Source organism: Pseudomonas brenneri, assembly GCF_007858285.1.
GTDB classification, from domain to species: domain Bacteria; phylum Pseudomonadota; class Gammaproteobacteria; order Pseudomonadales; family Pseudomonadaceae; genus Aquipseudomonas; species Aquipseudomonas brenneri.
Genome location: NZ_VFIL01000004.1, coordinates 396,010 through 416,679, shown reverse-complemented (window position 1 = coordinate 416,679; position 20,670 = coordinate 396,010). Strand labels below are relative to the sequence as shown.

General features: G+C 58.8%; 16 protein-coding genes and 4 tRNA genes. 15 read left to right on the top strand and 5 right to left on the bottom strand.

Annotated elements, in window-relative coordinates:
• The first annotated feature begins 92 nt into the window (after positions 1–92).
• The gene (locus tag FJD34_RS11215; RefSeq protein ID WP_032860286.1) at positions 93–1,373 is read left to right on the top strand and encodes a Zn-dependent hydrolase; all 1,281 of its coding nucleotides are present in this window, start codon (positions 93–95) and stop codon (positions 1,371–1,373) included.
• 36 nt (positions 1,374–1,409) lie between these two features.
• Here the strand turns inward: FJD34_RS11215 and FJD34_RS28040 are convergent, their stop codons facing one another.
• A complete protein-coding gene (locus FJD34_RS28040) occupies positions 1,410–1,571 on the bottom strand; it encodes a hypothetical protein (RefSeq protein WP_167360818.1) in 162 nt (53 codons plus the stop codon).
• Between the two features lie 212 nt (positions 1,572–1,783).
• Between FJD34_RS28040 and FJD34_RS11210 the strand changes: the two genes are divergently transcribed.
• Complete coding sequence (locus FJD34_RS11210) at positions 1,784–2,470, top strand: peptidase C39 family protein (RefSeq protein ID WP_032860314.1); 687 nt, start codon at positions 1,784–1,786, stop codon at positions 2,468–2,470.
• A gap of 41 nt (positions 2,471–2,511) precedes the next feature.
• Here the strand turns inward: FJD34_RS11210 and pbpG are convergent, their stop codons facing one another.
• Entirely contained in the window at positions 2,512–3,435 is a 924-nt protein-coding gene (gene pbpG, locus FJD34_RS11205) for a D-alanyl-D-alanine endopeptidase (RefSeq protein ID WP_090290797.1), read from the bottom strand.
• A gap of 288 nt (positions 3,436–3,723) precedes the next feature.
• On the opposite strand from pbpG, the gene FJD34_RS11200 reads away from it, so the two are divergent.
• Positions 3,724–3,930, top strand: coding sequence for a hypothetical protein (locus tag FJD34_RS11200; protein ID WP_090290798.1), 207 nt, complete (start codon positions 3,724–3,726; stop codon positions 3,928–3,930).
• Positions 3,931–4,151: 221 nt separating this feature from the next.
• Here FJD34_RS11200 and folD read toward each other — a convergent pair whose 3' ends face one another.
• Positions 4,152–5,006, bottom strand: coding sequence for a bifunctional methylenetetrahydrofolate dehydrogenase/methenyltetrahydrofolate cyclohydrolase FolD (gene folD / locus FJD34_RS11195; protein ID WP_032860284.1), 855 nt, complete (start codon positions 5,004–5,006; stop codon positions 4,152–4,154).
• A gap of 280 nt (positions 5,007–5,286) precedes the next feature.
• On the opposite strand from folD, the gene FJD34_RS11190 reads away from it, so the two are divergent.
• From FJD34_RS11190 to FJD34_RS11145, 10 genes are all read left to right on the top strand, one after another.
• Positions 5,287–5,363 (top strand) — tRNA-Arg (locus tag FJD34_RS11190).
• 32 nt (positions 5,364–5,395) lie between these two features.
• Positions 5,396–5,471, top strand: a tRNA-His gene (locus FJD34_RS11185).
• 60 nt (positions 5,472–5,531) lie between these two features.
• Positions 5,532–5,616: transfer RNA gene (locus tag FJD34_RS11180), tRNA-Leu, on the top strand.
• 76 nt (positions 5,617–5,692) lie between these two features.
• A tRNA-His gene (locus FJD34_RS11175) sits at positions 5,693–5,768 on the top strand.
• 402 nt (positions 5,769–6,170) lie between these two features.
• The gene (gene tig / locus FJD34_RS11170) at positions 6,171–7,481 is read left to right on the top strand and encodes a trigger factor (RefSeq protein WP_032860283.1); all 1,311 of its coding nucleotides are present in this window, start codon (positions 6,171–6,173) and stop codon (positions 7,479–7,481) included.
• Positions 7,482–7,573: 92 nt separating this feature from the next.
• The gene (gene clpP, locus FJD34_RS11165) at positions 7,574–8,209 is read left to right on the top strand and encodes an ATP-dependent Clp endopeptidase proteolytic subunit ClpP (protein WP_029298421.1); all 636 of its coding nucleotides are present in this window, start codon (positions 7,574–7,576) and stop codon (positions 8,207–8,209) included.
• 112 nt (positions 8,210–8,321) lie between these two features.
• Positions 8,322–9,605 carry an ATP-dependent Clp protease ATP-binding subunit ClpX gene (gene clpX / locus FJD34_RS11160; protein ID WP_032860281.1) on the top strand — a complete coding sequence of 428 codons (1,284 nt, stop codon included), beginning with the start codon at positions 8,322–8,324 and terminating at the stop codon, positions 9,603–9,605.
• A gap of 160 nt (positions 9,606–9,765) precedes the next feature.
• Positions 9,766–12,162, top strand: coding sequence for an endopeptidase La (gene lon, locus FJD34_RS11155; RefSeq protein ID WP_032860280.1), 2,397 nt, complete (start codon positions 9,766–9,768; stop codon positions 12,160–12,162).
• Between the two features lie 146 nt (positions 12,163–12,308).
• Complete coding sequence (locus FJD34_RS11150; protein ID WP_003174819.1) at positions 12,309–12,581, top strand: HU family DNA-binding protein; 273 nt, start codon at positions 12,309–12,311, stop codon at positions 12,579–12,581.
• A 229-nt stretch (positions 12,582–12,810) separates the two neighbouring features.
• Positions 12,811–14,682: a SurA N-terminal domain-containing protein gene (locus FJD34_RS11145; RefSeq protein ID WP_090290799.1), complete on the top strand. Its 1,872-nt coding sequence runs from the start codon at positions 12,811–12,813 to the stop codon at positions 14,680–14,682.
• A gap of 172 nt (positions 14,683–14,854) precedes the next feature.
• Here the strand turns inward: FJD34_RS11145 and FJD34_RS11140 are convergent, their stop codons facing one another.
• Positions 14,855–16,033 (bottom strand): MFS transporter, encoded by a 1,179-nt coding sequence (locus FJD34_RS11140; protein ID WP_032860278.1) that lies wholly within the window; start codon positions 16,031–16,033, stop codon positions 14,855–14,857.
• Between the two features lie 126 nt (positions 16,034–16,159).
• Here FJD34_RS11140 and FJD34_RS11135 point away from each other — a divergent pair, with 126 nt between their 5' ends.
• Positions 16,160–17,104, top strand: a complete 945-nt coding sequence (locus FJD34_RS11135) for a LysR family transcriptional regulator (protein ID WP_090290800.1) — start codon at positions 16,160–16,162, stop codon at positions 17,102–17,104.
• 44 nt (positions 17,105–17,148) lie between these two features.
• Entirely contained in the window at positions 17,149–17,946 is a 798-nt protein-coding gene (locus FJD34_RS11130; protein ID WP_090290801.1) for a DUF2242 domain-containing protein, read from the top strand.
• On the opposite strand, the gene aceE is transcribed toward FJD34_RS11130, so the two are convergent.
• Positions 17,947–20,607, bottom strand: a complete 2,661-nt coding sequence (aceE, locus tag FJD34_RS11125) for a pyruvate dehydrogenase (acetyl-transferring), homodimeric type (protein WP_090290802.1) — start codon at positions 20,605–20,607, stop codon at positions 17,947–17,949. It lies immediately after the preceding gene.
• Between the last annotated feature and the right edge of the window lie 63 nt (positions 20,608–20,670).

The window sequence follows — 20,670 nt, the reverse complement described above, 5'->3', positions numbered from 1 at the left end:
GAGGTGAAATGCAATCAACTGTGGGGGCGAGCAAGCCCGCTCACACAGTTGGATCGCGTCAATCATAAGAAATATTGCCTGAGGAGATCACCATGAACGCTGCCATCGACGTTCTGCAATCCACCCATCAGCACATCAACCGTGACCGCCTGTGGCAGTCGTTGATGGACCTCGCCAGGCTCGGCGCCACGCCCAAGGGCGGCGTGTGTCGCCTGGCCCTGACCGACCTCGACCGCCAGGCTCGCGATCTGTTTGTGCAGTGGTGCGAGGCGGCGGGCTGCACGGTGACCATCGATGGCGTGGGCAATATCTTCGCCCGTCGCGCGGGGCGCAATCCGGCATTGCCACCGGTGATGACCGGCAGCCATATCGACACCCAGCCAACGGGCGGCAAGTTCGATGGCTGCTTCGGTGTACTGGCGGGCGTGGAGGTGTTGCGCACGCTCAATGACCTGAAGATCGAAACCGAAGCGCCGCTGGAAGTGGTGGTATGGACCAACGAAGAAGGCTCGCGCTTCCCTCCCTGCATGATGGGCTCCGGGGTGTTCGCCGAAAAATTCAGCCTTGAAGACACGCTGGCCAAAACCGACGCAGAGGGCATCACGGTGGGTGATGCGCTGAACGCGATTGGCTACGCGGGCTCCCGGCCAGTCAGCGGGCACAAGGTTGGGGCTTACTTCGAAGCCCATATCGAGCAGGGCCCGATCCTGGAAGATGAACGCAAAACCATCGGCGTGGTGCTGGGAGCGCTCGGCCAGAAATGGTTCGACCTGACTCTGCGCGGTGTCGAGGCGCATGCCGGTCCGACGCCGATGCACCTGCGCAAGGACGCCCTGGTCGGTGCGTCGGCAGTGGTGGCGGCGGTCAACGCTGCCGCACTCGGCCATCAGCCCCATGCCTGTGGCACGGTGGGGTGCCTGCAAGCCTATCCCGGCTCGCGCAATGTGATCCCTGGCGAAGTACGCATGACTCTGGACTTCCGTCACCTGGAACCGGCACGCCTGGATTCGATGATTGCCCAGGTGCGTAAGGTGATCGACGACACTTGCGCCAAGCACGGCCTGAGCTTCGAGATGGTGCCTACCGCTGACTTCCCGCCGCTGTATTTCGACAAGGGGTGTGTCGATGCCGTGCGTGAGGCGGCCAATGGCCTGGGCCTGTCGAACATGGATATTGTCAGTGGCGCCGGGCACGACGCGATCTTCGTCGCTGAGTTGGGGCCGGCCGGGATGATATTCGTGCCATGTGAAGGCGGGATCAGCCATAACGAAATCGAAAACGCCGCACCCGATGACCTGGCGGCGGGGTGCGCGGTGTTGCTGCGGGCGATGGTGGCGGCTTCGGCTGCGGTGGCCCGCAAGCAGGTGGCGTAGATCTGCAGGAGCCGGCTTGCCGGCTCCTGGATTCGGTCAGGCGTGATGCGCGACTGGCTTGTGGGTCTTGGCGCGTGCCTCGGCCTTGGGCTGTGGATGAGGGTGCCGGCGGGTCACGCGCAACACGCCCCACAGCATGGCGCCGGCGACGGCCAGCCAGCCAAGCACCAACAGGAAAATCGTGGTTGTCAGGCTCATGAGTGCCTCCTTTTGCCCTGTGCAGGGCACACACTGTCTTTGCAATGGACAGTCTAGCTGCCTCCCGGTTGCGTGCTATTGACCAATGGTCGTGTGCGTCCAACTTGTTTGCTCTATCCCGGGCTTTTTACTGCTGCCCAAGGCTATACCCGGGCCCAAGAGCGTCCTATGATCAACGCCCCAGCCCGCAGATGATCAAGAGAGTGAAGAAGTTGCGTTTACGGTCGAACCTCAAAGCCTCCTTGCTGGTGGCTGCCTGCGTCCTTGGCTTGGCCGCGTGTGCCGGGCATCCCACACCTTCAAAAATCAAGGGCCTGCCCGAACGTGTAGAGCTCAACGGCGTGCCGGCGTTTCGTGGCGACACGTACCAGGGCGGTCCGGCTGCCCTGGCCAGCATGCTGTCGCAACAAGGCATTGTGATTACACCGGGCTTGCTGGATAAGCCATTGCATCTACCCGGTGGGGAAGCCGACCTTGAGCGCAACATGCAAGTGCTGGCGCGCGAATACGGGATGTTGGTGTATCCGCTGGATACCAGGCTGACGGCGCTGTTGGCGCAGGTGGCGGCGGGGTATCCGGTGATGGTGCGGATTACCGAAGGCTCGACACTCTGGGCCGAGCCGCGTTATGCGGTACTGGTGGGCTTTAACCAGCAAAACAGTACGGTGTTGTTGCGCGTCGCCAGGGATCGGCGACGCCCGGTGGCGTTCAGCGACTTCGAGTCCGCCTGGAAAAGCGCCGGGCAGTGGGCGGTGCTGGTGCAGCGTCCGAGCCAGTTGCCGGTCAACCTGGATACGGCGAGGTGGCAGCAGGCCGCCAACGCCACCGCCCAGGCCGGCCAGGAACAGGCGGCGGCACAGGCACTCAAGGTCATGGCTGAAAGGCCAAAGCAGCCATAACGCAAACGGCGCTCGAGAGCGCCGTTTTTGTCAGTCGTACATCAGTGCGATTGGGCGACCCCGGTCTGGCGGCCCTTGAGGTTCTTGTCGGCCTTGTATTGCAGGGCCACATCTGGCACCGAGCCGCTCTTGCCCGTTTCAATCCACTTGCGAATACGGCTGGCATCGGCAAAGTGCGTGAATTTGCCGAAGGCATCGAGGATCACCAGCGACACTGGGCGGTTGCCCATGCTCGTCACCAGCACCAGGCAGTGACCGGCCTGGTTGGTGAAACCGGTCTTGGTCAGCTTGATATCCCAGTTGGCGCGGTTGACCAAGTGATCGGTGTTGGAAAAACCCAGGGTGTAACTGGGCTTGCGGAACGACACGGTCTTTTCCTTGGTGGTGCTCAATTGCGTGAGCAGCGGATATTTGTGCGCGGCCTGGACCAGCTTGCTCAAGTCGCGGGCGGTGGACACATTATGGATCGACAGACCGGTGGGCTCGACATAGCGGGTGCTGGTCATGCCCAGGGCCTTGGCCTTGGCGTTCATTGCGGCAATAAACGCCGTATAGCCACCCGGATAATGGTGGGCCAGGCTGGCAGCTGCACGGTTTTCCGAGGACATCAGGGTAATCAGCAGCATTTCCTTGCGCGGCATTTCGCTGTTGAGCTTGACTCGCGAGAACACGCCTTTCATTTCCGGGGTGTCGCTGATGTTGATGGAGATGTACTCATCCATATTCTGCTTGGCATCCAGCACCACCATGCCGGTCATCAGCTTGGTGACGGAGGCGATCGGTACGACCACGTCGGGGTTGCTGGAATAGATGACTTTGTTGGTTTGCAAGTCCACCAGCATCGCGCTGCCTGAGGCGATGTGCAGTTGCGAGGTGTCCCGTGGGGCCAGGGTGGTTTCACTGGCGTTGGCGACAGTGCCTGCGAATGCGAAGAACAGGCTGATGAGAGAAAGATGAATTTTCACGCGGATGAACTCGCTAAAAGGTAGAAAAATACCGGATGCAGCCGGTTTTATGAAAAATGACGTTACATATTATTAGTATGGATCACAAACTGATAGAGAGCCTTTAAATAAAGGCTGTAAGCCGATGATTGGTTAGGTTTGTAGCGCAAGCGCGTTGGCGATAAGGCTCCGTAAAAACGGTCCTGTCGGTCTTGGGTGTGTAGGACTGATACAAAAACCTCAGAGCCTTTGATATGGGCTTTTTGTTAACGTTGAATTGAGGAGGCGTTGTTGAAAACAGGGACGTAGATGAACGGCAAAACGATCCGATGGGCGACCAATTTATTACTGTGTGTGGGCACAGGCTTCATGGTGACGGGTACTACAACGTTGTTGATCGCTGGAGCCGTTGATGCCAATGCGCTGAGAGCCAGTGCGACAATGGCGATTGTCAGTTTTTTTGTAATCGTCGTGTCGTACGTGGTGGCAATACTTGAGGAGGATGTATGGCACTGACCATCATAGGGTTATGGAGTTTGGGGATTACGCTCCTTATAGGTGTGGCCTTTAAGCGCGCAGGCATCATTTTCAGGAAACCGCGGCGTGCTGTTCCTGTTGACAGGGAGCAAGTCAAATCTCTCGGGCAGGAATAAAAAAATCCGCTGCCAGATATCTGATAGCGGATTTTTCAGGAAGCCCGGCGTGACCTAACAGCATTGCGTCAAGGCGGGGTCCTTTTAGCTGTGCAACGTTTCGGCTGCGTACAGCGTGTTTTCCAGCAGGCATGCACGAGTCATCGGGCCAACACCACCAGGTACCGGGGTGATCCATCCGGCGCGGGGCAGGGCGGTTTCGTACACCACGTCGCCCACCAGCTTGCCGTCATCCTGACGGTTGATACCCACGTCGATCACGATGGCGCCTTCCTTGATCCACTCGCCCTTGACCAGGCCTGGCTTGCCCGCGGCGACCACGACCAGGTCGGCACGCCCGACGTGGCCTGCCAGGTCCTTGGTGAAGCGGTGGGTGACGGTCACAGTGCAGCCGGCCAGCAGCAACTCCATGGCCATCGGGCGACCTACAATGTTGGACGCGCCAACCACCACTGCATCCAGGCCGTACAGGTCGACGCCGGTGCTTTCCAGCAGGGTCATGATGCCCTTCGGTGTGCAGGGGCGCAGCAGGGGAATGCGCTGGGCCAGGCGACCGACGTTATAAGGGTGGAAGCCGTCCACGTCTTTGTCGGGGCGGATGCGCTCCAGCAGCAGGGAGGCGTCCAGGTGCTCTGGCAGCGGCAATTGCAGCAGGATGCCGTCGATGTTCGGATCGTCGTTGAGACCGTCGATCAGGTCGGTGAGGGCCTGTTGGGTGGTGTCGGAAGGCAAGTCGTAGGCCTTGGAAATAAAGCCGACCTCTTCACAGTCTTTACGCTTGTGCGAGACATAAACCTGGGAGGCAGGATCGCTGCCGACCAGGATCACCGCGAGCCCCGGCGTGCGCAGGCCAAGCTGGCGACGCTCGGTGACACGTTTGGCGATCTGCTGGCGCAGGCTGGCGGCGATTGATTTGCCGTCGATAAGTTGTGCAGTCATTACGCGTGATTAACCATCGAGAGGGGGAGGAAAAGTGCGCGCATTCTCGCACGCCAGGACGTGAGGGCAAAGGCGCTTGGTCTGCAAATTCCCCTAACCCCTTAAATAAAATGAATTTTTTTCAAAAAAGATTTGACGGCCCCTAGGGGCGTCTATACTATTCGTCGCACTTGTCGGGCACAGCCTAGCACTGGTTAAGAAGGTCGAGCGCAATAGCCGTTTTATTGTGTAAGGCTGGAAGCATTTAGTTTGTAGTCCTCCAAGAGTACAGATTAATCAGGCGCCCGTAGCTCAGCTGGATAGAGCATCCGCCTTCTAAGCGGATGGTCGCAGGTTCGAGTCCTGCCGGGTGCGCCATTAGGCAGCTTTGGCACAAGTAGCGCAAGATGGTGGGCGTAGCTCAGTTGGTAGAGCACGGGATTGTGACTCCCGTTGTCGAGGGTTCGATCCCCTTCGTCCACCCCATATTTGAAAAGGCGCCAGATTTAACGGTCTGGCGCCTTTGTTTTAAAAAAGCTTCAAGCCGCGGATGTGGTGGAATTGGTAGACACACTGGATTTAGGTTCCAGCGCCGCGAGGCGTAAGAGTTCGAGTCTCTTCATCCGCACCAAATAAAGCGTCACCCCTGCATTGGCTGGGTTGGTGCTCGGCAGAGAAGGCAGTTGGCTTCTTTGTCACGCAATATGGTGGGCGTAGCTCAGTTGGTAGAGCACGGGATTGTGACTCCCGTTGTCGAGGGTTCGATCCCCTTCGTCCACCCCATATTCCGAAAGGCGCCAGATTTAACAGTCTGGCGCCTTTTTTGTTTTAGCGGTTTGCGTATTCGGCGACTGCAGGTTTTGGGTCGCAGGGGTGGGGCGTTTCGTCGTATTTTTGTTTCTCGATGATGCCGTTCTGCCCGTCGGCCTTGTGTGCAAGGTCGGCAGCCGGGGAGATGGTTGGCAGCTTCTTCTATATATAGAAGGGTTGGCACAGAGCCCTGGCGTGATTGGCTGTATTTGTCACTGGGGCGAGGAGCATTCGTGCATTCGTACCTGTAAAATGCCTGCTGTTTTTTAACCCGTTTTCAGTAGGGTGACTTCTTGAGTTTGACCCACTAGAATGCATGCCCTTGATTCTTGGGTCGGAAACGGCCGGCTAACGTCTGTGCAACGAGGAATATCCATGCAAGTTTCTGTTGAAAATACTACTGCTATCGAGCGCCGCATGAGCATCACCGTGCCGGCAGAGCGCATCGAGACTGCGGTCAACAAGCGTCTGCAGCAGACTGCCCAGAAGGCCAAGATCGCTGGTTTCCGTCCAGGCAAAGTGCCGATGAGCGAAATCAAGCGCCGTTTTGGTGCTGATGCGCGTCAAGATGCCGTAGGCGACGTGATCCAGGCTTCCTTCTACGAAGCTGTTGTCGAGCAAAAGCTGAACCCGGCTGGTTCGCCTTCCATCGAGCCTAAGTCCCTGGAAGCTGGCAAGGACCTGGAATACGTTGCCGTATTCGAAGTGTTCCCAGAGTTCGAAGTGGCTGGTTTCGAAGGTATCGAAATCGAGCGCCTGAGCGCCGAAGTGGCTGATGCCGACCTGGACAACATGCTGGAAATCCTGCGCAAGCAGAACACCCGTTTTGAAGTGGCCGATCGTGCCGCCCAGAACGAAGACCAGTTGAACATCGATTTCGTGGGCAAGGTTGACGGCGAAGTATTCGCTGGCGGCTCGGCCAAGGGCACCCAGTTGGTTCTGGGTTCCAACCGCATGATCCCGGGTTTCGAAGACGGCCTGGTTGGCGCTAAAGCCGGCGAAGAGCGCGTCCTGAACCTGACTTTCCCTGCTGACTACCAAAACCTGGACCTGGCTGGCAAAGCTGCCGAGTTCACCGTGACGGTCAACAGCGTTTCCGAGCCTAAGCTGCCAGAGCTGAACGAAGAGTTCTTCGCCCAGTTCGGTATCAAGGAAACCGGTATCGAAGGTTTCCGCGCCGAAGTTCGCAAGAACATGGAGCGTGAGCTGCGCCAGGCCATCAAGTCCAAGGTCAAGAACCAGGTAATGGACGGTCTGCTGGCCGCCAACCCGATCGAAGTGCCTAAGGCCCTGCTGTCCAATGAAGTGGATCGCCTGCGCGTACAAGCTGTTCAGCAGTTTGGTGGCAACATCAAGCCTGACCAACTGCCGGCCGAGCTGTTCGAAGAACAAGCCAAGCGCCGTGTCGTGTTGGGCCTGATCGTGGCTGAAGTGGTCAAGCAGTTCGACCTCAAGCCTGACGAAGACCGCGTTCGCGAAATGATCCAGGAAATGGCTTCGGCCTACCAGGAGCCTGAGCAGGTCGTGGCTTGGTACTACAAGAATGACCAGCAACTGAACGAAGTCCGTTCGGTTGTGCTGGAAGAACAAGTTGTGGATACTGTTCTGCAGAAGGCTAAGGTGACCGACAAAGCGGTCTCTTACGAAGAAGCAGTCAAGCCGGCTGAAGCAGCACAAGCCGACTGATTGTCCAACTCGTTTGAAAATACACCCATAAGCCAGCCTCGCGCTGGCTTATGCGTATTCAAGACATGACTATTTGGGAGTAACTGCAGAGCATGTTCCGTAATTCGTATATTCAGCAGAACTCTGATATCCAGGCCGCAGGCGGCCTGGTCCCGATGGTTGTCGAGCAATCTGCTCGTGGCGAACGCGCCTATGACATCTACTCGCGCCTGCTCAAGGAGCGAGTGATCTTTCTGGTTGGTCCGGTAGAGGACTACATGGCCAACCTGATCTGTGCGCAACTGCTGTTCCTTGAAGCGGAAAACCCGGACAAGGACATCCATCTCTACATCAACTCCCCAGGCGGTTCGGTAACGGCGGGCATGTCGATCTACGACACCATGCAGTTCATCAAGCCGAATGTATCCACCACGTGCATTGGCCAGGCCTGCAGCATGGGTGCATTCCTGCTGACAGCCGGTGCCGAAGGCAAGCGTTTCTGCCTGCCCAACTCGCGCGTGATGATTCACCAGCCACTGGGCGGTTTCCAGGGGCAGGCATCGGACATCGAGATCCACGCCAAGGAAATCCTGTTTATCCGCGAGCGTCTCAACACGCTGATGGCCAAGCACAGCGGGCACACCCTGGAAGAAATCGAGCGCGATACCAACCGCGACAACTTCATGAGTGCCGAGGCCGCGCGTGAATACGGGCTGATCGACGCCGTGATCGACAAGCGCCCCGCTTAATATAAGCAGCTCAAAATAGGGCTGGTCGGCATGTCCGACCACTGGCGGGCTTGAAAAAGCCCGCATAAGCCTTCATCTTGTGTTGCAAGCCTATCGGATTTGGATCGAACGAATGACTGACACCCGCAACGGCGAGGACAACGGCAAGCTGCTCTATTGCTCCTTCTGTGGCAAAAGCCAGCATGAAGTGCGCAAATTGATTGCCGGCCCCTCGGTCTTTATCTGCGACGAGTGCGTCGACCTGTGCAATGACATCATCCGTGAGGAGGTGCAGGAGGCACAGGCCGAAAGCAGCGCGCATAAATTGCCTTCGCCTAAAGAAATCAGCGGCATCCTTGACCAGTACGTGATTGGTCAAGAGCGTGCAAAGAAGGTTCTGGCCGTAGCGGTGTACAACCACTACAAGCGCTTGAACCAGCGTGACAAGAAAGGCGACGAAGTCGAACTCGGCAAGAGCAACATCTTGCTGATCGGTCCTACAGGCTCGGGTAAGACCCTGCTTGCAGAAACCCTCGCTCGCCTGCTGAACGTTCCGTTCACCATCGCCGACGCCACCACCCTCACCGAGGCTGGCTACGTGGGTGAAGATGTCGAGAACATCATTCAGAAACTGCTGCAGAAGTGCGACTACGACGTAGAGAAAGCCCAGATGGGTATTGTCTATATCGATGAAATCGACAAGATTTCGCGCAAGTCCGACAACCCGTCGATCACTCGGGATGTTTCCGGTGAAGGCGTGCAGCAAGCCCTGCTGAAGCTGATTGAAGGCACGGTCGCTTCCGTACCGCCCCAAGGCGGCCGCAAGCACCCGCAGCAGGAATTCCTGCAGGTTGATACGCGCAACATCCTGTTTATCTGTGGCGGCGCGTTCTCCGGTCTGGAAAAGGTCATCCAGCAGCGTTCCACTCGGGGTGGCATTGGTTTCAGTGCAGAAGTGCGCAGCAAGGAAGAAGGCAAGAAGGTGGGCGAGTCCCTGCGTGAAGTCGAGCCTGACGATTTGGTCAAGTTTGGTCTGATCCCGGAATTCGTTGGTCGTCTGCCGGTCCTGGCCACGTTGGACGAGCTGGATGAGGCTGCTCTGATTCAGATCCTCACCGAGCCGAAAAACGCCCTGACCAAGCAATACGCCAAGCTGTTCGAAATGGAAGGCGTGGACCTTGAGTTCCGTTCTGACGCGCTCAAGTCGGTGGCCAAGCGGGCACTGGAGCGCAAGACCGGCGCACGCGGTTTGCGTTCGATTCTCGAAGGCGTACTGCTCGACACCATGTACGAAATCCCCTCGCAGTCCGAGGTGAGTAAAGTGGTGATCGACGAAAGCGTTATAGAAGGTAAGTCCAAGCCACTGTATATCTACGAAAACAGTGAGCCGACTGCCAAGGCTGCGCCAGACGCATAAGCGTTGCGCAGTTTCGGTACAAACAAGGGGCCTCTAGGGGCCCCTTTGTTTTTCATGAGGATTTTTACTGTGTGTAACTGCCAGCATTGAGCTTGTTTTTTTTACACGCAGCCCCCATCTTGGTTTCAAGCTTACTTTCATCTGTCATAGAGGCGAAATCATGAAGACAACCATTGAATTGCCTCTCCTGCCATTGCGTGATGTGGTTGTGTATCCGCACATGGTTATCCCGCTGTTCGTGGGGCGCGAGAAGTCTATCGAAGCCCTTGAGGCAGCGATGACGGGCGACAAGCAGATCCTGCTGTTGGCCCAGAGAAACCCGGCTGACGACGATCCTGGCGAAGACGCCCTGTATCGCGTTGGTACTATTGCAACCGTTCTGCAATTGCTCAAGCTGCCGGATGGCACCGTCAAGGTGCTGGTCGAAGGTGAGCAGCGCGGGGCGGTCGAGCGCTTCATGGAGGTGGATGGCCACCTGCGTGCGGAAGTGGCATTGATCGACGAAGTCGATGCACCTGAGCGCGAATCCGAAGTCTTTGTGCGTAGCCTGCTGTCCCAGTTCGAGCAATACGTGCAACTGGGCAAGAAAGTCCCGGCTGAAGTCCTGTCCTCCCTCAACAGCATCGATGAGCCAAGCCGCCTGGTCGACACCATGGCCGCGCACATGGCGCTGAAAATCGAGCAGAAGCAGGACATCCTCGAAATCATCGACCTGTCGACCCGGGTCGAGCACGTCCTGGCGCTGCTGGATGCCGAGATTGACCTGTTGCAGGTCGAGAAGCGCATTCGTGGCCGCGTAAAGAAACAGATGGAGCGCAGCCAGCGCGAGTACTACCTGAATGAGCAGATGAAGGCCATTCAGAAGGAACTCGGCGATAGCGAGGAAGGCCACAACGAAATCGAAGAGCTGAAAAAGCGCATCGACGCCGCTGGCCTGCCGAAAGACGCCCTGACCAAAGCCACCGCCGAGCTGAACAAGCTCAAGCAAATGTCGCCGATGTCGGCCGAAGCCACCGTGGTTCGTTCCTACATCGACTGGCTGGTGCAGGTACCGTGGAAAGCCCAGACCAAGGTACGCCTGGACCTGGCGCGTGCCGAAGACATCCTCGATGCCGATCACTACGGCCTTGAAGAGGTCAAGGAGCGCATCCTCGAATACCTCGCCGTGCAGAAGCGGGTGAAGAAGATTCGCGGCCCGGTGTTGTGCCTGGTGGGTCCTCCTGGCGTGGGTAAAACCTCGTTGGCTGAGTCGATCGCCAGTGCAACAAACCGTAAATTCGTGCGTATGGCCCTCGGTGGCGTGCGTGACGAGGCGGAAATTCGCGGCCATCGCCGGACTTACATCGGTTCGATGCCGGGAAGATTGATTCAAAAGATGACAAAGGTCGGGGTGCGCAACCCGCTGTTCCTGCTCGATGAAATCGACAAAATGGGCAGCGACATGCGTGGCGATCCAGCATCGGCCCTGCTGGAAGTACTCGACCCCGAGCAGAACCACAATTTCAACGATCATTACCTGGAAGTCGATTACGACTTGTCTGACGTAATGTTCCTGTGCACCTCCAACTCCATGAACATTCCGCCAGCCTTGCTGGACCGGATGGAGGTGATTCGTCTGCCGGGTTACACCGAAGACGAGAAGATCAATATCGCGGTCAAATACCTTGCGCCCAAGCAGATTTCGGCCAATGGCCTGAAGAAGGGCGAGATCGAATTCGATGTCGAGGCGATCCGCGATATCGTGCGCTACTACACTCGCGAGGCCGGTGTGCGGGGGCTTGAACGCCAGATTGCGAAAATTTGCCGCAAGGCGGTCAAGGAGCATGCACTGGAAAAACGCTTCTCCGTGAAGGCTACGGCCGACTCGTTGGAGCATTACCTGGGTGTGCGTAAATTCCGCTACGGTTTGGCCGAGCAGCAGGACCAGGTAGGGCAGGTCACTGGCCTGGCGTGGACCCAGGTAGGCGGCGAATTGTTGACTATCGAAGCCGCAGTGATTCCTGGCAAAGGGCAATTGATCAAGACCGGTTCTTTGGGTGACGTGATGGTCGAGTCCATCACCGCCGCGCAGACCGTGGTGCGCAGTCGCGCCCGTAGCCTGGGAATCCCCCTGGACTTCCACGAGAAGCACGACACTCACATCCACATGCCTGAGGGGGCTACACCCAAAGACGGCCCTAGCGCTGGCGTAGGCATGTGCACGGCCCTGGTCTCGGCCCTGACCGGCATCCCGGTACGCGCTGATGTGGCCATGACCGGGGAAATTACCCTGCGTGGTCAGGTATTGGCCATCGGTGGCTTGAAAGAGAAATTGCTTGCTGCACACCGCGGTGGTATCAAGACCGTGATCATTCCGGAAGAGAATGTTCGCGATTTGAAGGAAATTCCTGACAACATTAAGCAGGATCTGCAGATTAAACCGGTTAAATGGATTGACGAGGTCCTGCAAATTGCGCTGCAATACGCGCCGGAGCCCTTGCCGGATGTGGCTCCCGAGATAGTCGCGAAGGACGAAAAGCGCGAGACTGACTCTAAGGAAAGAATTAGCACGCATTAATACGTTTAAGCCTGGGGGCTTCCTTGACAGATTTTTAGAGCCCTTGTTATAAAGCGGCTCTTAAGTGTCTGTAGGCCATTCAGCACTGGTTTTTGCTTTCACCAAAAAACTTAGAATCATACTCAATAGATATAAGGGGACTTAGAGTGAACAAGTCGGAACTGATTGATGCTATCGCCGCATCTGCTGATATCCCGAAAGCCGCTGCTGGCCGTGCGCTGGACGCAGTAATCGAATCCGTCACTGGCGCTCTCAAGGCCGGCGACTCCGTGGTACTGGTAGGCTTCGGCACTTTCTCTGTGACCGATCGTCCAGCTCGCACTGGCCGTAACCCACAGACTGGCAAAGCACTGCAAATCGCTGCTGCCAAGAAACCAGGTTTCAAAGCCGGTAAAGCCCTGAAAGAAGCCGTTAACTAAGCTTCGTTCAAGCCTTTGCCTATCCGGGCCGGACGCAGGTCTGGCCTGGCAGCGGAGCGGCAACTGACCCAAGTATCCATTGGGTCGCTACGCCGGGGGGCGGGTTCAACACCCGTCCGTTCCGCCAGTTACGAGAAGGCGCATCCTCGGATGCGCCTTTCTTCTATCCGGATTCTACCCACGCTCCACGGTTGCCTAATTTTGAAGTTCAACCGTTTCTGGGGGACGCATGCTGCAGAATATCAGGGACAATTCACAAGGCTGGATTGCCAAGACCATTATCGGGCTCATCGTTGTACTGATGGCCTTCACCGGTATCGAGGCCATTTTCCAGGCTACGACCAACAGCCAGGACGCGGCCAAGGTCAATGGTGAAGAAATCAGTCAGAACGAGCTGAGCCAGGCCGTCGACATGCAACGTCGGCAGCTGATGCAACAATTGGGCAAGGACTTCGACGCGTCCTTGCTGGATGAAAAAATGCTGCGCGAAGCGGCCCTCAAGGGCCTGATCGATCGTAAGCTGCTGCTGCAAGGCGCGGCCGATTCGAAGTTCTCCTTCTCGGAAGCTGCACTGGACCAAGTGATCCTGCAGACGCCGGAATTCCAGGAAGACGGCAAGTTCAGCGCTGAACGCTTCGACCAGGTGATCCGTCAACTGGGCTACAGCCGTATGCAGTTCCGTCAGATGCTGACCCAGGAAATGCTCATCGGCCAACTGCGCGCAGGCATTGCCGGCAGCGGTTTTGTCACCGACCAGGAAGTCCTGAACTTCGCGCGTCTGGAAAAACAGACCCGTGATTTCGCCACCGTCAGCGTCAAGGCCGACCCGGGTGCCGTGAAACTCACCGACGACGAGGTCAAGGCTTACTACGACCAGCACGCCAAGGAGTTCATGACCCCGGACCAGGTCGTCATCGACTACCTGGAGCTGAAGAAGGCTTCGTTCTTTGACCAGGTAACGGTCAAGGACGATGAGCTGCAGGCCCTGTACGAGAAAGAGACCGCCAACCTCGCTGAACAGCGTCGTGCCGCGCACATCCTGATCGAAGTCAACGACAAGATGACCGAGGCGCAAGCCAAGGCCAAGATCGAAGAGGTCCAGGCGCGCCTGGCCAAGGGCGAAAGCTTCGAGGCCCTGGCCAAGGAGTTCTCCCAGGATCCAGGTTCGGCCAACAATGGCGGCGACCTGGGTTTTGCAGGTCCTGGTGTCTACGATCCTGACTTCGAAACCGCCCTGTACGCCTTGAACAAGGACCAGGTTTCGGCGCCGGTACGTTCCAGCTTCGGCTGGCACCTGATCAAGCTGTTGGGCGTTGAAGCACCTGAAGTGCCATCGTTCGCCAGCCTGAAAGACAAACTGACCCGCGAGCTGAAGACCCAGCAAGTGGAGCAGCGCTTCGTCGAGGCGACCAAGCAACTGGAAGACGCGGCATTTGAAGCCTCCGACCTGGTCCAGCCGGCCTCGGACCTGAAGCTGACCGTACACACCTCGGCGCCGTTTGGCCGTGAAGGTGGTGAAGGCATCGCGGCCAACCGTGCCGTGATCCAGGCTGCTTTCAGTCCTGAAGTGCTGGATGAAGGTGCCAACAGCACCGCCATCGAGCTGGATCCGGAAACCATCGTGGTCCTGCGCGCCAAAGAGCACCGCAAGCCTGAGCAACTGCCACTGGCAAGCGTGGAAACGGCCATCCGTGCACAGTTGACCAAGGAGCGTGCAAGCGCTGCGGCGAAGACTCACGCTGACGAACTGATCGCCAGCCTGCGTGATGGCAAGTTGCCGTTGGATAAGCCGGTTGATGGCCAGGCCTGGAAAGTCACTGAAGCAGCCACCCGTGGCCAGGAAGGCGTTGAGCCTGCCGTGCTGCAGGCTCTGTTCCGCATGGCCAAGCCGGCGGCGAAGGACAAACCGACCTTTGCCGACGTGACCCTGCCTGACGGCAGCTTGATGATCGTACGCTTGAACAGCGTCAACGAAGGGGCTGCACCTACCGATGAAGAGAAGGAGCAGTATCGTCGCTTCCTCGCTTCGCGGGTCGGTCAGCAAGACTTCGCTGCGTTCCGTAAGGAACTGGAAGCCAAGGCTGACATCAAGCGGTTCTGATGTCGTGAGATAGCCTTAAAAAAGACCCCGGCCTGAAAGCCGGGGTCTTTTTTTGCCTGCGCACCGAGGTTTTGTAGGCGCGAGCGTGCTCGCGAAGAACCTGAGAGCGCCGCGTATACCCAGCAAGCCCCCTTTATCGTTAACGTCTTTCGCGAGCAAGCTCGCTCCTACCTTACTGGGGGCTCCGGGTCTTTAAGGTTGCGATCAATGCCAGCATGGCCAAGCCAGCGACCGCCCAGGGAAAGGACATCACGCCCCATCCTTGCAGCAGCACACCACCTACCAGCCCGCCGCCGGCAATTCCCAGGTTCCACACCGTCACCAGCATTGATTGGGCAGCATCCGCAGAGTTGCCGGCAGACTTGGCCAATGCCGTTTGCAGCAGGGCAGGCAAACCACCAAAGGCCAATCCCCAGAGGGCGATGGATGCATAGACGATATCGGCATCCGTCATCCACAACCCCAACCCCAACGCCGCCGCGCCAAACATCACACAACTGACCAGCAGCAGGGTGTGGAGGCGCCGATCAATCAACAGGCCGACGATCCAGATCCCCATCAGTGCAGCCAGGCCAAACACCAGCAGCACCTGGTCAATGTCAGCGGCGATCCCGGCGGGCACCAGGAACGGCGCGATGTAGGTGTACAGAATGTTATGCGCCAGCACGTAGGTAAAGGTCACCCACAGCACCGGACGTACCCCCGGCAAGCACAGGACCTGGCGTAAGCCCAGACGCTGTTGCGCCCCTTGCCCGGCAAAATCGGGCACCTGCCAGCGTACCCACGCCAACAGCACCACGGTCAGCCCGGTCATGATCGCAAAGCTCAAGCGCCAGCCTACCGCCGTGCCGAGAAAGGTCCCGGCCGGCACCCCGAGGGACAGCGCCAGGGGGGCACCAAGCATCGCCACGGCAATCGCCCGGCCTTGCAGGTGTGGCGCCACCATGCGGCTGGCATATCCCGCCAGCAGCGCCCAGAGCAAGCCCGCAAAGACCCCGGCCAGCAAGCGCGCAACCAGCGTCAGCCAATAGACACTGGAAAGCGCCGTGACACTGTTGACCAGCGCAAAGCCGCCAATGGCGATCAGCAGCAAGGGCCGGCGCCGCCAGCCACGGGTGGCGATGGTCAAGGGAATGGCGGCCAGCAACGAACCAAGGGCATACAGCGTCACGAGTTGGCCGACCAGCGCCTCGCTAACCCCCAGGCCGGCGCTCATCTGGGGCAGCAGGCCGGCGGGCATCGCTTCGGTGAGGATGGTGATGAAACCGGCGGTGGCCAGCGCCAGCAAACCCATCATGGGCAGGCGTTCGCGGGGGCTGGACAGGCATTGGGTTGTACTGCTGTCGTTCATGTGGCTCGGCTCCGTATTCAAGGCATCAGGACATTGGGGCAGAGTAGGGGGCTGAAGCGTTGGGAAAAATAGGCTAAGGTTCCGAACTTATCGGATGTTTATGTCCGTAATCAGCAGGAAGGGACAATGGACAGCCTGGGCAGTATTTCGGTGTTTGTGCAGGTCGCGGAAACCCGCAGCTTTACCCAGGCCGGTCGCGTGCTGGGGGTGTCTTCCTCGGCCGTCGGCAAAAGCATTGCGCGTATGGAGCAACGCCTGGGTGTGCGCCTGTTTCATCGCAGCACCCGCAGTATCACCCTGACTGCCGAGGGCGCGCTGTTCCTCGAACGATCGCGGCGGATCCTGGCTGAAGTGGACGCGGCGGAGCAGGAGTTGATCGAAGCGACGGCCATCCCCCGTGGCAAATTGCGTATCAGCTTGCCCCAGGTCCGGGGCTTGTTGATGCCGGTGCTGACCGAGTTCATGCGGGCTTATCCGGATATCGAGTTGGACGTGGATTTTTCCGACCGTATGGTGGATGTGATCGAAGAAGGATTCGACGCCGTGGTGCGCACCGGTAAACCTGAGGATTCGCGGCTGACGGCCCGACTGCTGGGGCACTATCGGTTGGTGTTGGTGGGATCGGCACAGTACTTCGCCCTACATGGCACACCGGTTTGTCCTACGGATCTGAATCGCCACGCCTGCCTGCGCCACAAATTCTGCGCCACGGGCAAGCTGGAAGCCTGGCCATTGCGCCATCTACCGGGTGAGCCCGAGCCCGTGTTGCGCGCGCCGTTGATCAGCACCACCATCGAGTCGTTGAACCATGTGGTGCATGAAGGCCTGGGGATCGCCTGCCTGCCGGACTTCATGGTTCGTGATTCCGTGGAGCAGGGCCGCCTGCAACGGGTACTGGACGATTACCTTGAGCACCACGGCAGCTTCTGGATGCTATGGCCGTCAAGTCGGCATGCCTCGGCCAAACTGCGGGTGTTTATCGATCATATGAGTGCCAGGCTTTTTCCTACGCCTGGCGTCGCGTCAGCCGCTGGCGTCTTACCCACAGGAATCCGCGCGCAGACCACATGATCTGTTGCACAATACCGCCCTGACCGTTTTCCTCAGGATCATCAATGTCGACTTCATTTCACTTGCGTGGCCTCGCGCTTGCGCTGGTGCTGGCAGGCGCCACGGGCTGCTCGTCGCCCAAGACCGCTATCTACGAACATGAGAATTTCGACGACTCCGGTACGTTTTCACGCAATTACCCGGTCAGCGATGTCGCGGCCTGTGAAGCGGCACGCCGGGCGTTGCTCAGCCAGGGCTATATCATCACCAGCAGCGACCCCAAGCTGGTGAGCGGCAACAAGAGTTTCCAGCAGACCGGTGAGACCCATCTGCAGATCAGTTTCAACGTGGTCTGTGCCGAAGATGGCAGCAGCGAGCATCATGCGACCATGTTTGCCAACGCCCTGCAGGATCGCTATGCGCTGAAGAAGGTCAATAACTCCGCCAGCCTGGGGGTGGGTGTACTCGGTTCGGTATCGATGCCGATCGGCTCCACCGACGACTCTATGGTCAAGGTGGCCAGCGAGACGGTCACTTCGCCCAAGTTCTATGACCGCTACTTTGCCTTGGTGGACGTATTCCTGCCTCAGGAAGTGAAGGCTGCCGAACACATTCAAGAGGCGCCCAAGGCTGACCTTGGCGTGCCGGAGCCCAAGCCCGCGCCGCTGATCGAGAAGGTTGAGACACCCGATGAAGCGCCGGCTGCGCCTGTTGCTCCAGCAGTCTCGGAACCGCTGTCGCTGCCACCGGAGACAGCGCCGATCATGCCCCAGCAAACGCCAGCGCAACCGACGGAACCGGCGCCAGCCACGCCTTTGCTGCCGGCACCGACGGAAGCGATCCCGCCGCTGCCGGCCCAGTGACTACACGTTGACGGGGTCGGTCTTGTCGACGTCGATCCCGTAGCGGCTGATTGCCTCGCTGACCTTGGCGCGGTTGATCAGGCCATCGTCCGCCAGGCCCTTCAATGCGGCCAGGACGATGAAGTGGCGATCTACCTCGAAGAATTCGCGCAGCGCTTCACGAGTATCGGACTGGCCAAAGCCATCGGTACCCAGGGCGACCAGGCGCCGGCCCGCCATGAATGGGCGAATCTGATCGGCGAAGATTTTCATGTAGTCGGTGGCAATCACCACTGGCCCTGCGCGGTCCGTCAGGCATTGCTCCACGTAGCTAGTACGTGGCGTTTCCTGCGGATGCAGGAGGTTCCAGCGCTCCACGGCGTGACCATCGCGGCGCAGTTCGGTGAGGCTGGTGACACTCCAGACGTCAGAGTCCACGTCAAAGTCCTTGCGTAACAAGTCCGCGGCGGCGATCACCTCGCGCAGGATCGAGCCACTGCCCATCAGTTGCACCTGGGGCTGCTGGCCGGCTTTCAGGCAATACATCCCCTTGAGAATTCCGTCTTCGACGTCGTCGGGCATGGCCGGGTGCGGGTAGTTTTCGTTGAGCAGGGTGATGTAGTAGTAAATGTCCTGCTGCTCGACAAACATGCGCCGTATGCCCTCACGGATGATTACGGCAAGCTCGTAGGCAAAGGTCGGGTCGTAGGACACACAGCAAGGGATCACCGAGGCCATTACGTGGCTATGCCCGTCATCGTGTTGCAACCCTTCGCCCATCAGTGTGGTGCGCCCGGCAGTGGCGCCCAGCAGGAACCCGCGGGCCCGCGCATCGCCTGCGGCCCAGGCCAGGTCGCCAATGCGCTGGAAGCCGAACATCGAATAGAAGATGTAGAAGGGCACCATCATCACGCCGTGGTTGGCGTAGGACGTACTGGCAGCGACCCAAGAAGAAAACGCACCAGACTCATTCAGGCCTTCCTGCAGGATCTGGCCGTCCTTGCTCTCTTTGTAGTAGCTCAGTTGGCCCGCGTCCTGGGGGGTATAGAGTTGGCCCACGGCAGAATGAATACCGATCTGGCGGAACAGGCTCTCCATGCCGAACGTGCGGGACTCGTCCGGCACGATAGGTACGATCAGCTTGCCCAGGTTAGGGTCTTTGAGCAGGGTGCCGAGGATGCGGACGAAGGCCATGGTGGTGGAAATGGCGCGCTCGCCGGTGTCTTTGAGTTGCGTGGCAAAGGCCTCGAGCGGGGGGGCTTGCAGCGCTGGCACCGAACTGTGCCGGGCTGGAACGTAGCCGCCGAGCGCTTGGCGTCGAGCGGCAAAGTAGCGCGCTTCTTCGCTGTCTGGCGCCGGCTTGAGATAGGGGATTTGTGCCAGTTGGTCGTCGGCCACTTCGAGGCCGAACCGGTCACGGAAGGCCTTGACCGCCTCGGCGCCCATTTTCTTCAGTTGGTGGTTGATGTTCTGGCCTTCGCCCGCTTCACCCATGCCAAAACCCTTGACGGTTTTCGCCAGGATCACTGTAGGTTGGCCGGTATGGCGAACGGCGGCGGCATAGGCGTTATAGACCTTGTCGGGGTCATGGCCGCCCCGTGAGAGCTTCCAGATTTCATCGTCGGAAAGATCCGCCACCAGCGCCAGCAACTCCGGGTATTTGCCGAAGAAATGTTCGCGCACATAGGCGCCGTTTTGCGACTTGTAGTTCTGATAGTCGCCGTCTACGCACTCCATCATGCGCTGACGCAGCAGGCCGCTGGTGTCCTTGTCCAGCAGGGCGTCCCAGCCACCGCCCCAGATGACTTTGATCACGTTCCAGCCGGCAGCGCGGTACAGGCTCTCGAACTCCTGGATCACCTTGGCGTTGCCGCGTACCGGGCCATCGAGGCGCTGAAGGTTACAATTGACCACGAAAATCAGGTTGTCCAGTTTCTCGCGCCCGGCCAGAGAGATCGCCGCGAGGGATTCCGGCTGGTCCATTTCGCCATCCCCCAGGAAGGCCCAGACCTTGCGCCCCTCCTGCGGCTTGAGGGCGCGCAGGTCCAGGTAGCGCATGAACCGCGCCTGGTAGGCCGCAGTGATGGGCCCCAGGCCCATCGACACCGTAGGAAACTGCCAGAAGTCCGGCATCAACCGGGGATGGGGATAGGAGGACAGGCCCTGACCACCGGCCTCGCGGCGGAAGTTGTCGAGTTGTGCTTCGTTGATACGCCCTTCAAGGTAGGCGCGACCGTAAATGCCTGGCGAGGAGTGACCCTGGATGTACACCAGGTCGCCGGCGAAGGTCTCGGTACGGCCACGAAAGAAATGGTCAAAGCCTACGTCGTACAACACTGCAGCCGACGCATACGTGGCGATATGTCCACCCACGCCCGAGTGCTTGCCGGCGCGCAATACCATGGCCATGGCATTCCAGCGGATAAACGCATTGAGCCTGCGTTCTACCGCCAGGTTGCCGGGGTAGGGCAGTTGGCGGTCCACCGCGATGGTGTTGACGTAAGGGGTGGTGACCCGTCCGTGGAAGTCGCCATGGCGCGCTACGTCGAAATCCAGCAACTGATCGATCAGGTAATGGGCGCGCGGGCGGCCTTCGGTGGACAGCACCGATTCGATGGACTCCAGCCATTCGCGCGTTTCCTGTGGATCGTCGTCGAGTCTTACTGCGTTGTTCGCGTTCATGTGAGGCTCCAGGGTGTGCGGTTATCAACGTGCGGGCTTCTTGTGGAAGGTGATTGGGCACGC

Bases quoted from the DNA above. Each gene is read 5' to 3' on its own strand.
- FJD34_RS11215 (WP_032860286.1), top strand. From the start codon at position 93: ATGAACGCTGCCATCGACGTTCTGCAATCCACCCATCAGCACATCAAC.
- FJD34_RS28040 (WP_167360818.1), bottom strand. From the start codon at position 1,571: ATGAGCCTGACAACCACGATTTTCCTGTTGGTGCTTGGCTGGCTGGCC.
- FJD34_RS11200 (WP_090290798.1), top strand. From the start codon at position 3,724: ATGAACGGCAAAACGATCCGATGGGCGACCAATTTATTACTGTGTGTG.
- folD (WP_032860284.1), bottom strand. From the start codon at position 5,006: ATGACTGCACAACTTATCGACGGCAAATCAATCGCCGCCAGCCTGCGC.
- tig (WP_032860283.1), top strand. From the start codon at position 6,171: ATGCAAGTTTCTGTTGAAAATACTACTGCTATCGAGCGCCGCATGAGC.
- clpP (WP_029298421.1), top strand. From the start codon at position 7,574: ATGTTCCGTAATTCGTATATTCAGCAGAACTCTGATATCCAGGCCGCA.
- clpX (WP_032860281.1), top strand. From the start codon at position 8,322: ATGACTGACACCCGCAACGGCGAGGACAACGGCAAGCTGCTCTATTGC.
- lon (WP_032860280.1), top strand. From the start codon at position 9,766: ATGAAGACAACCATTGAATTGCCTCTCCTGCCATTGCGTGATGTGGTT.
- FJD34_RS11145 (WP_090290799.1), top strand. From the start codon at position 12,811: ATGCTGCAGAATATCAGGGACAATTCACAAGGCTGGATTGCCAAGACC.
- FJD34_RS11140 (WP_032860278.1), bottom strand. From the start codon at position 16,033: ATGAACGACAGCAGTACAACCCAATGCCTGTCCAGCCCCCGCGAACGC.
- FJD34_RS11135 (WP_090290800.1), top strand. From the start codon at position 16,160: ATGGACAGCCTGGGCAGTATTTCGGTGTTTGTGCAGGTCGCGGAAACC.
- FJD34_RS11130 (WP_090290801.1), top strand. From the start codon at position 17,149: ATGTCGACTTCATTTCACTTGCGTGGCCTCGCGCTTGCGCTGGTGCTG.
- aceE (WP_090290802.1), bottom strand. From the start codon at position 20,607: ATGAACGCGAACAACGCAGTAAGACTCGACGACGATCCACAGGAAACG.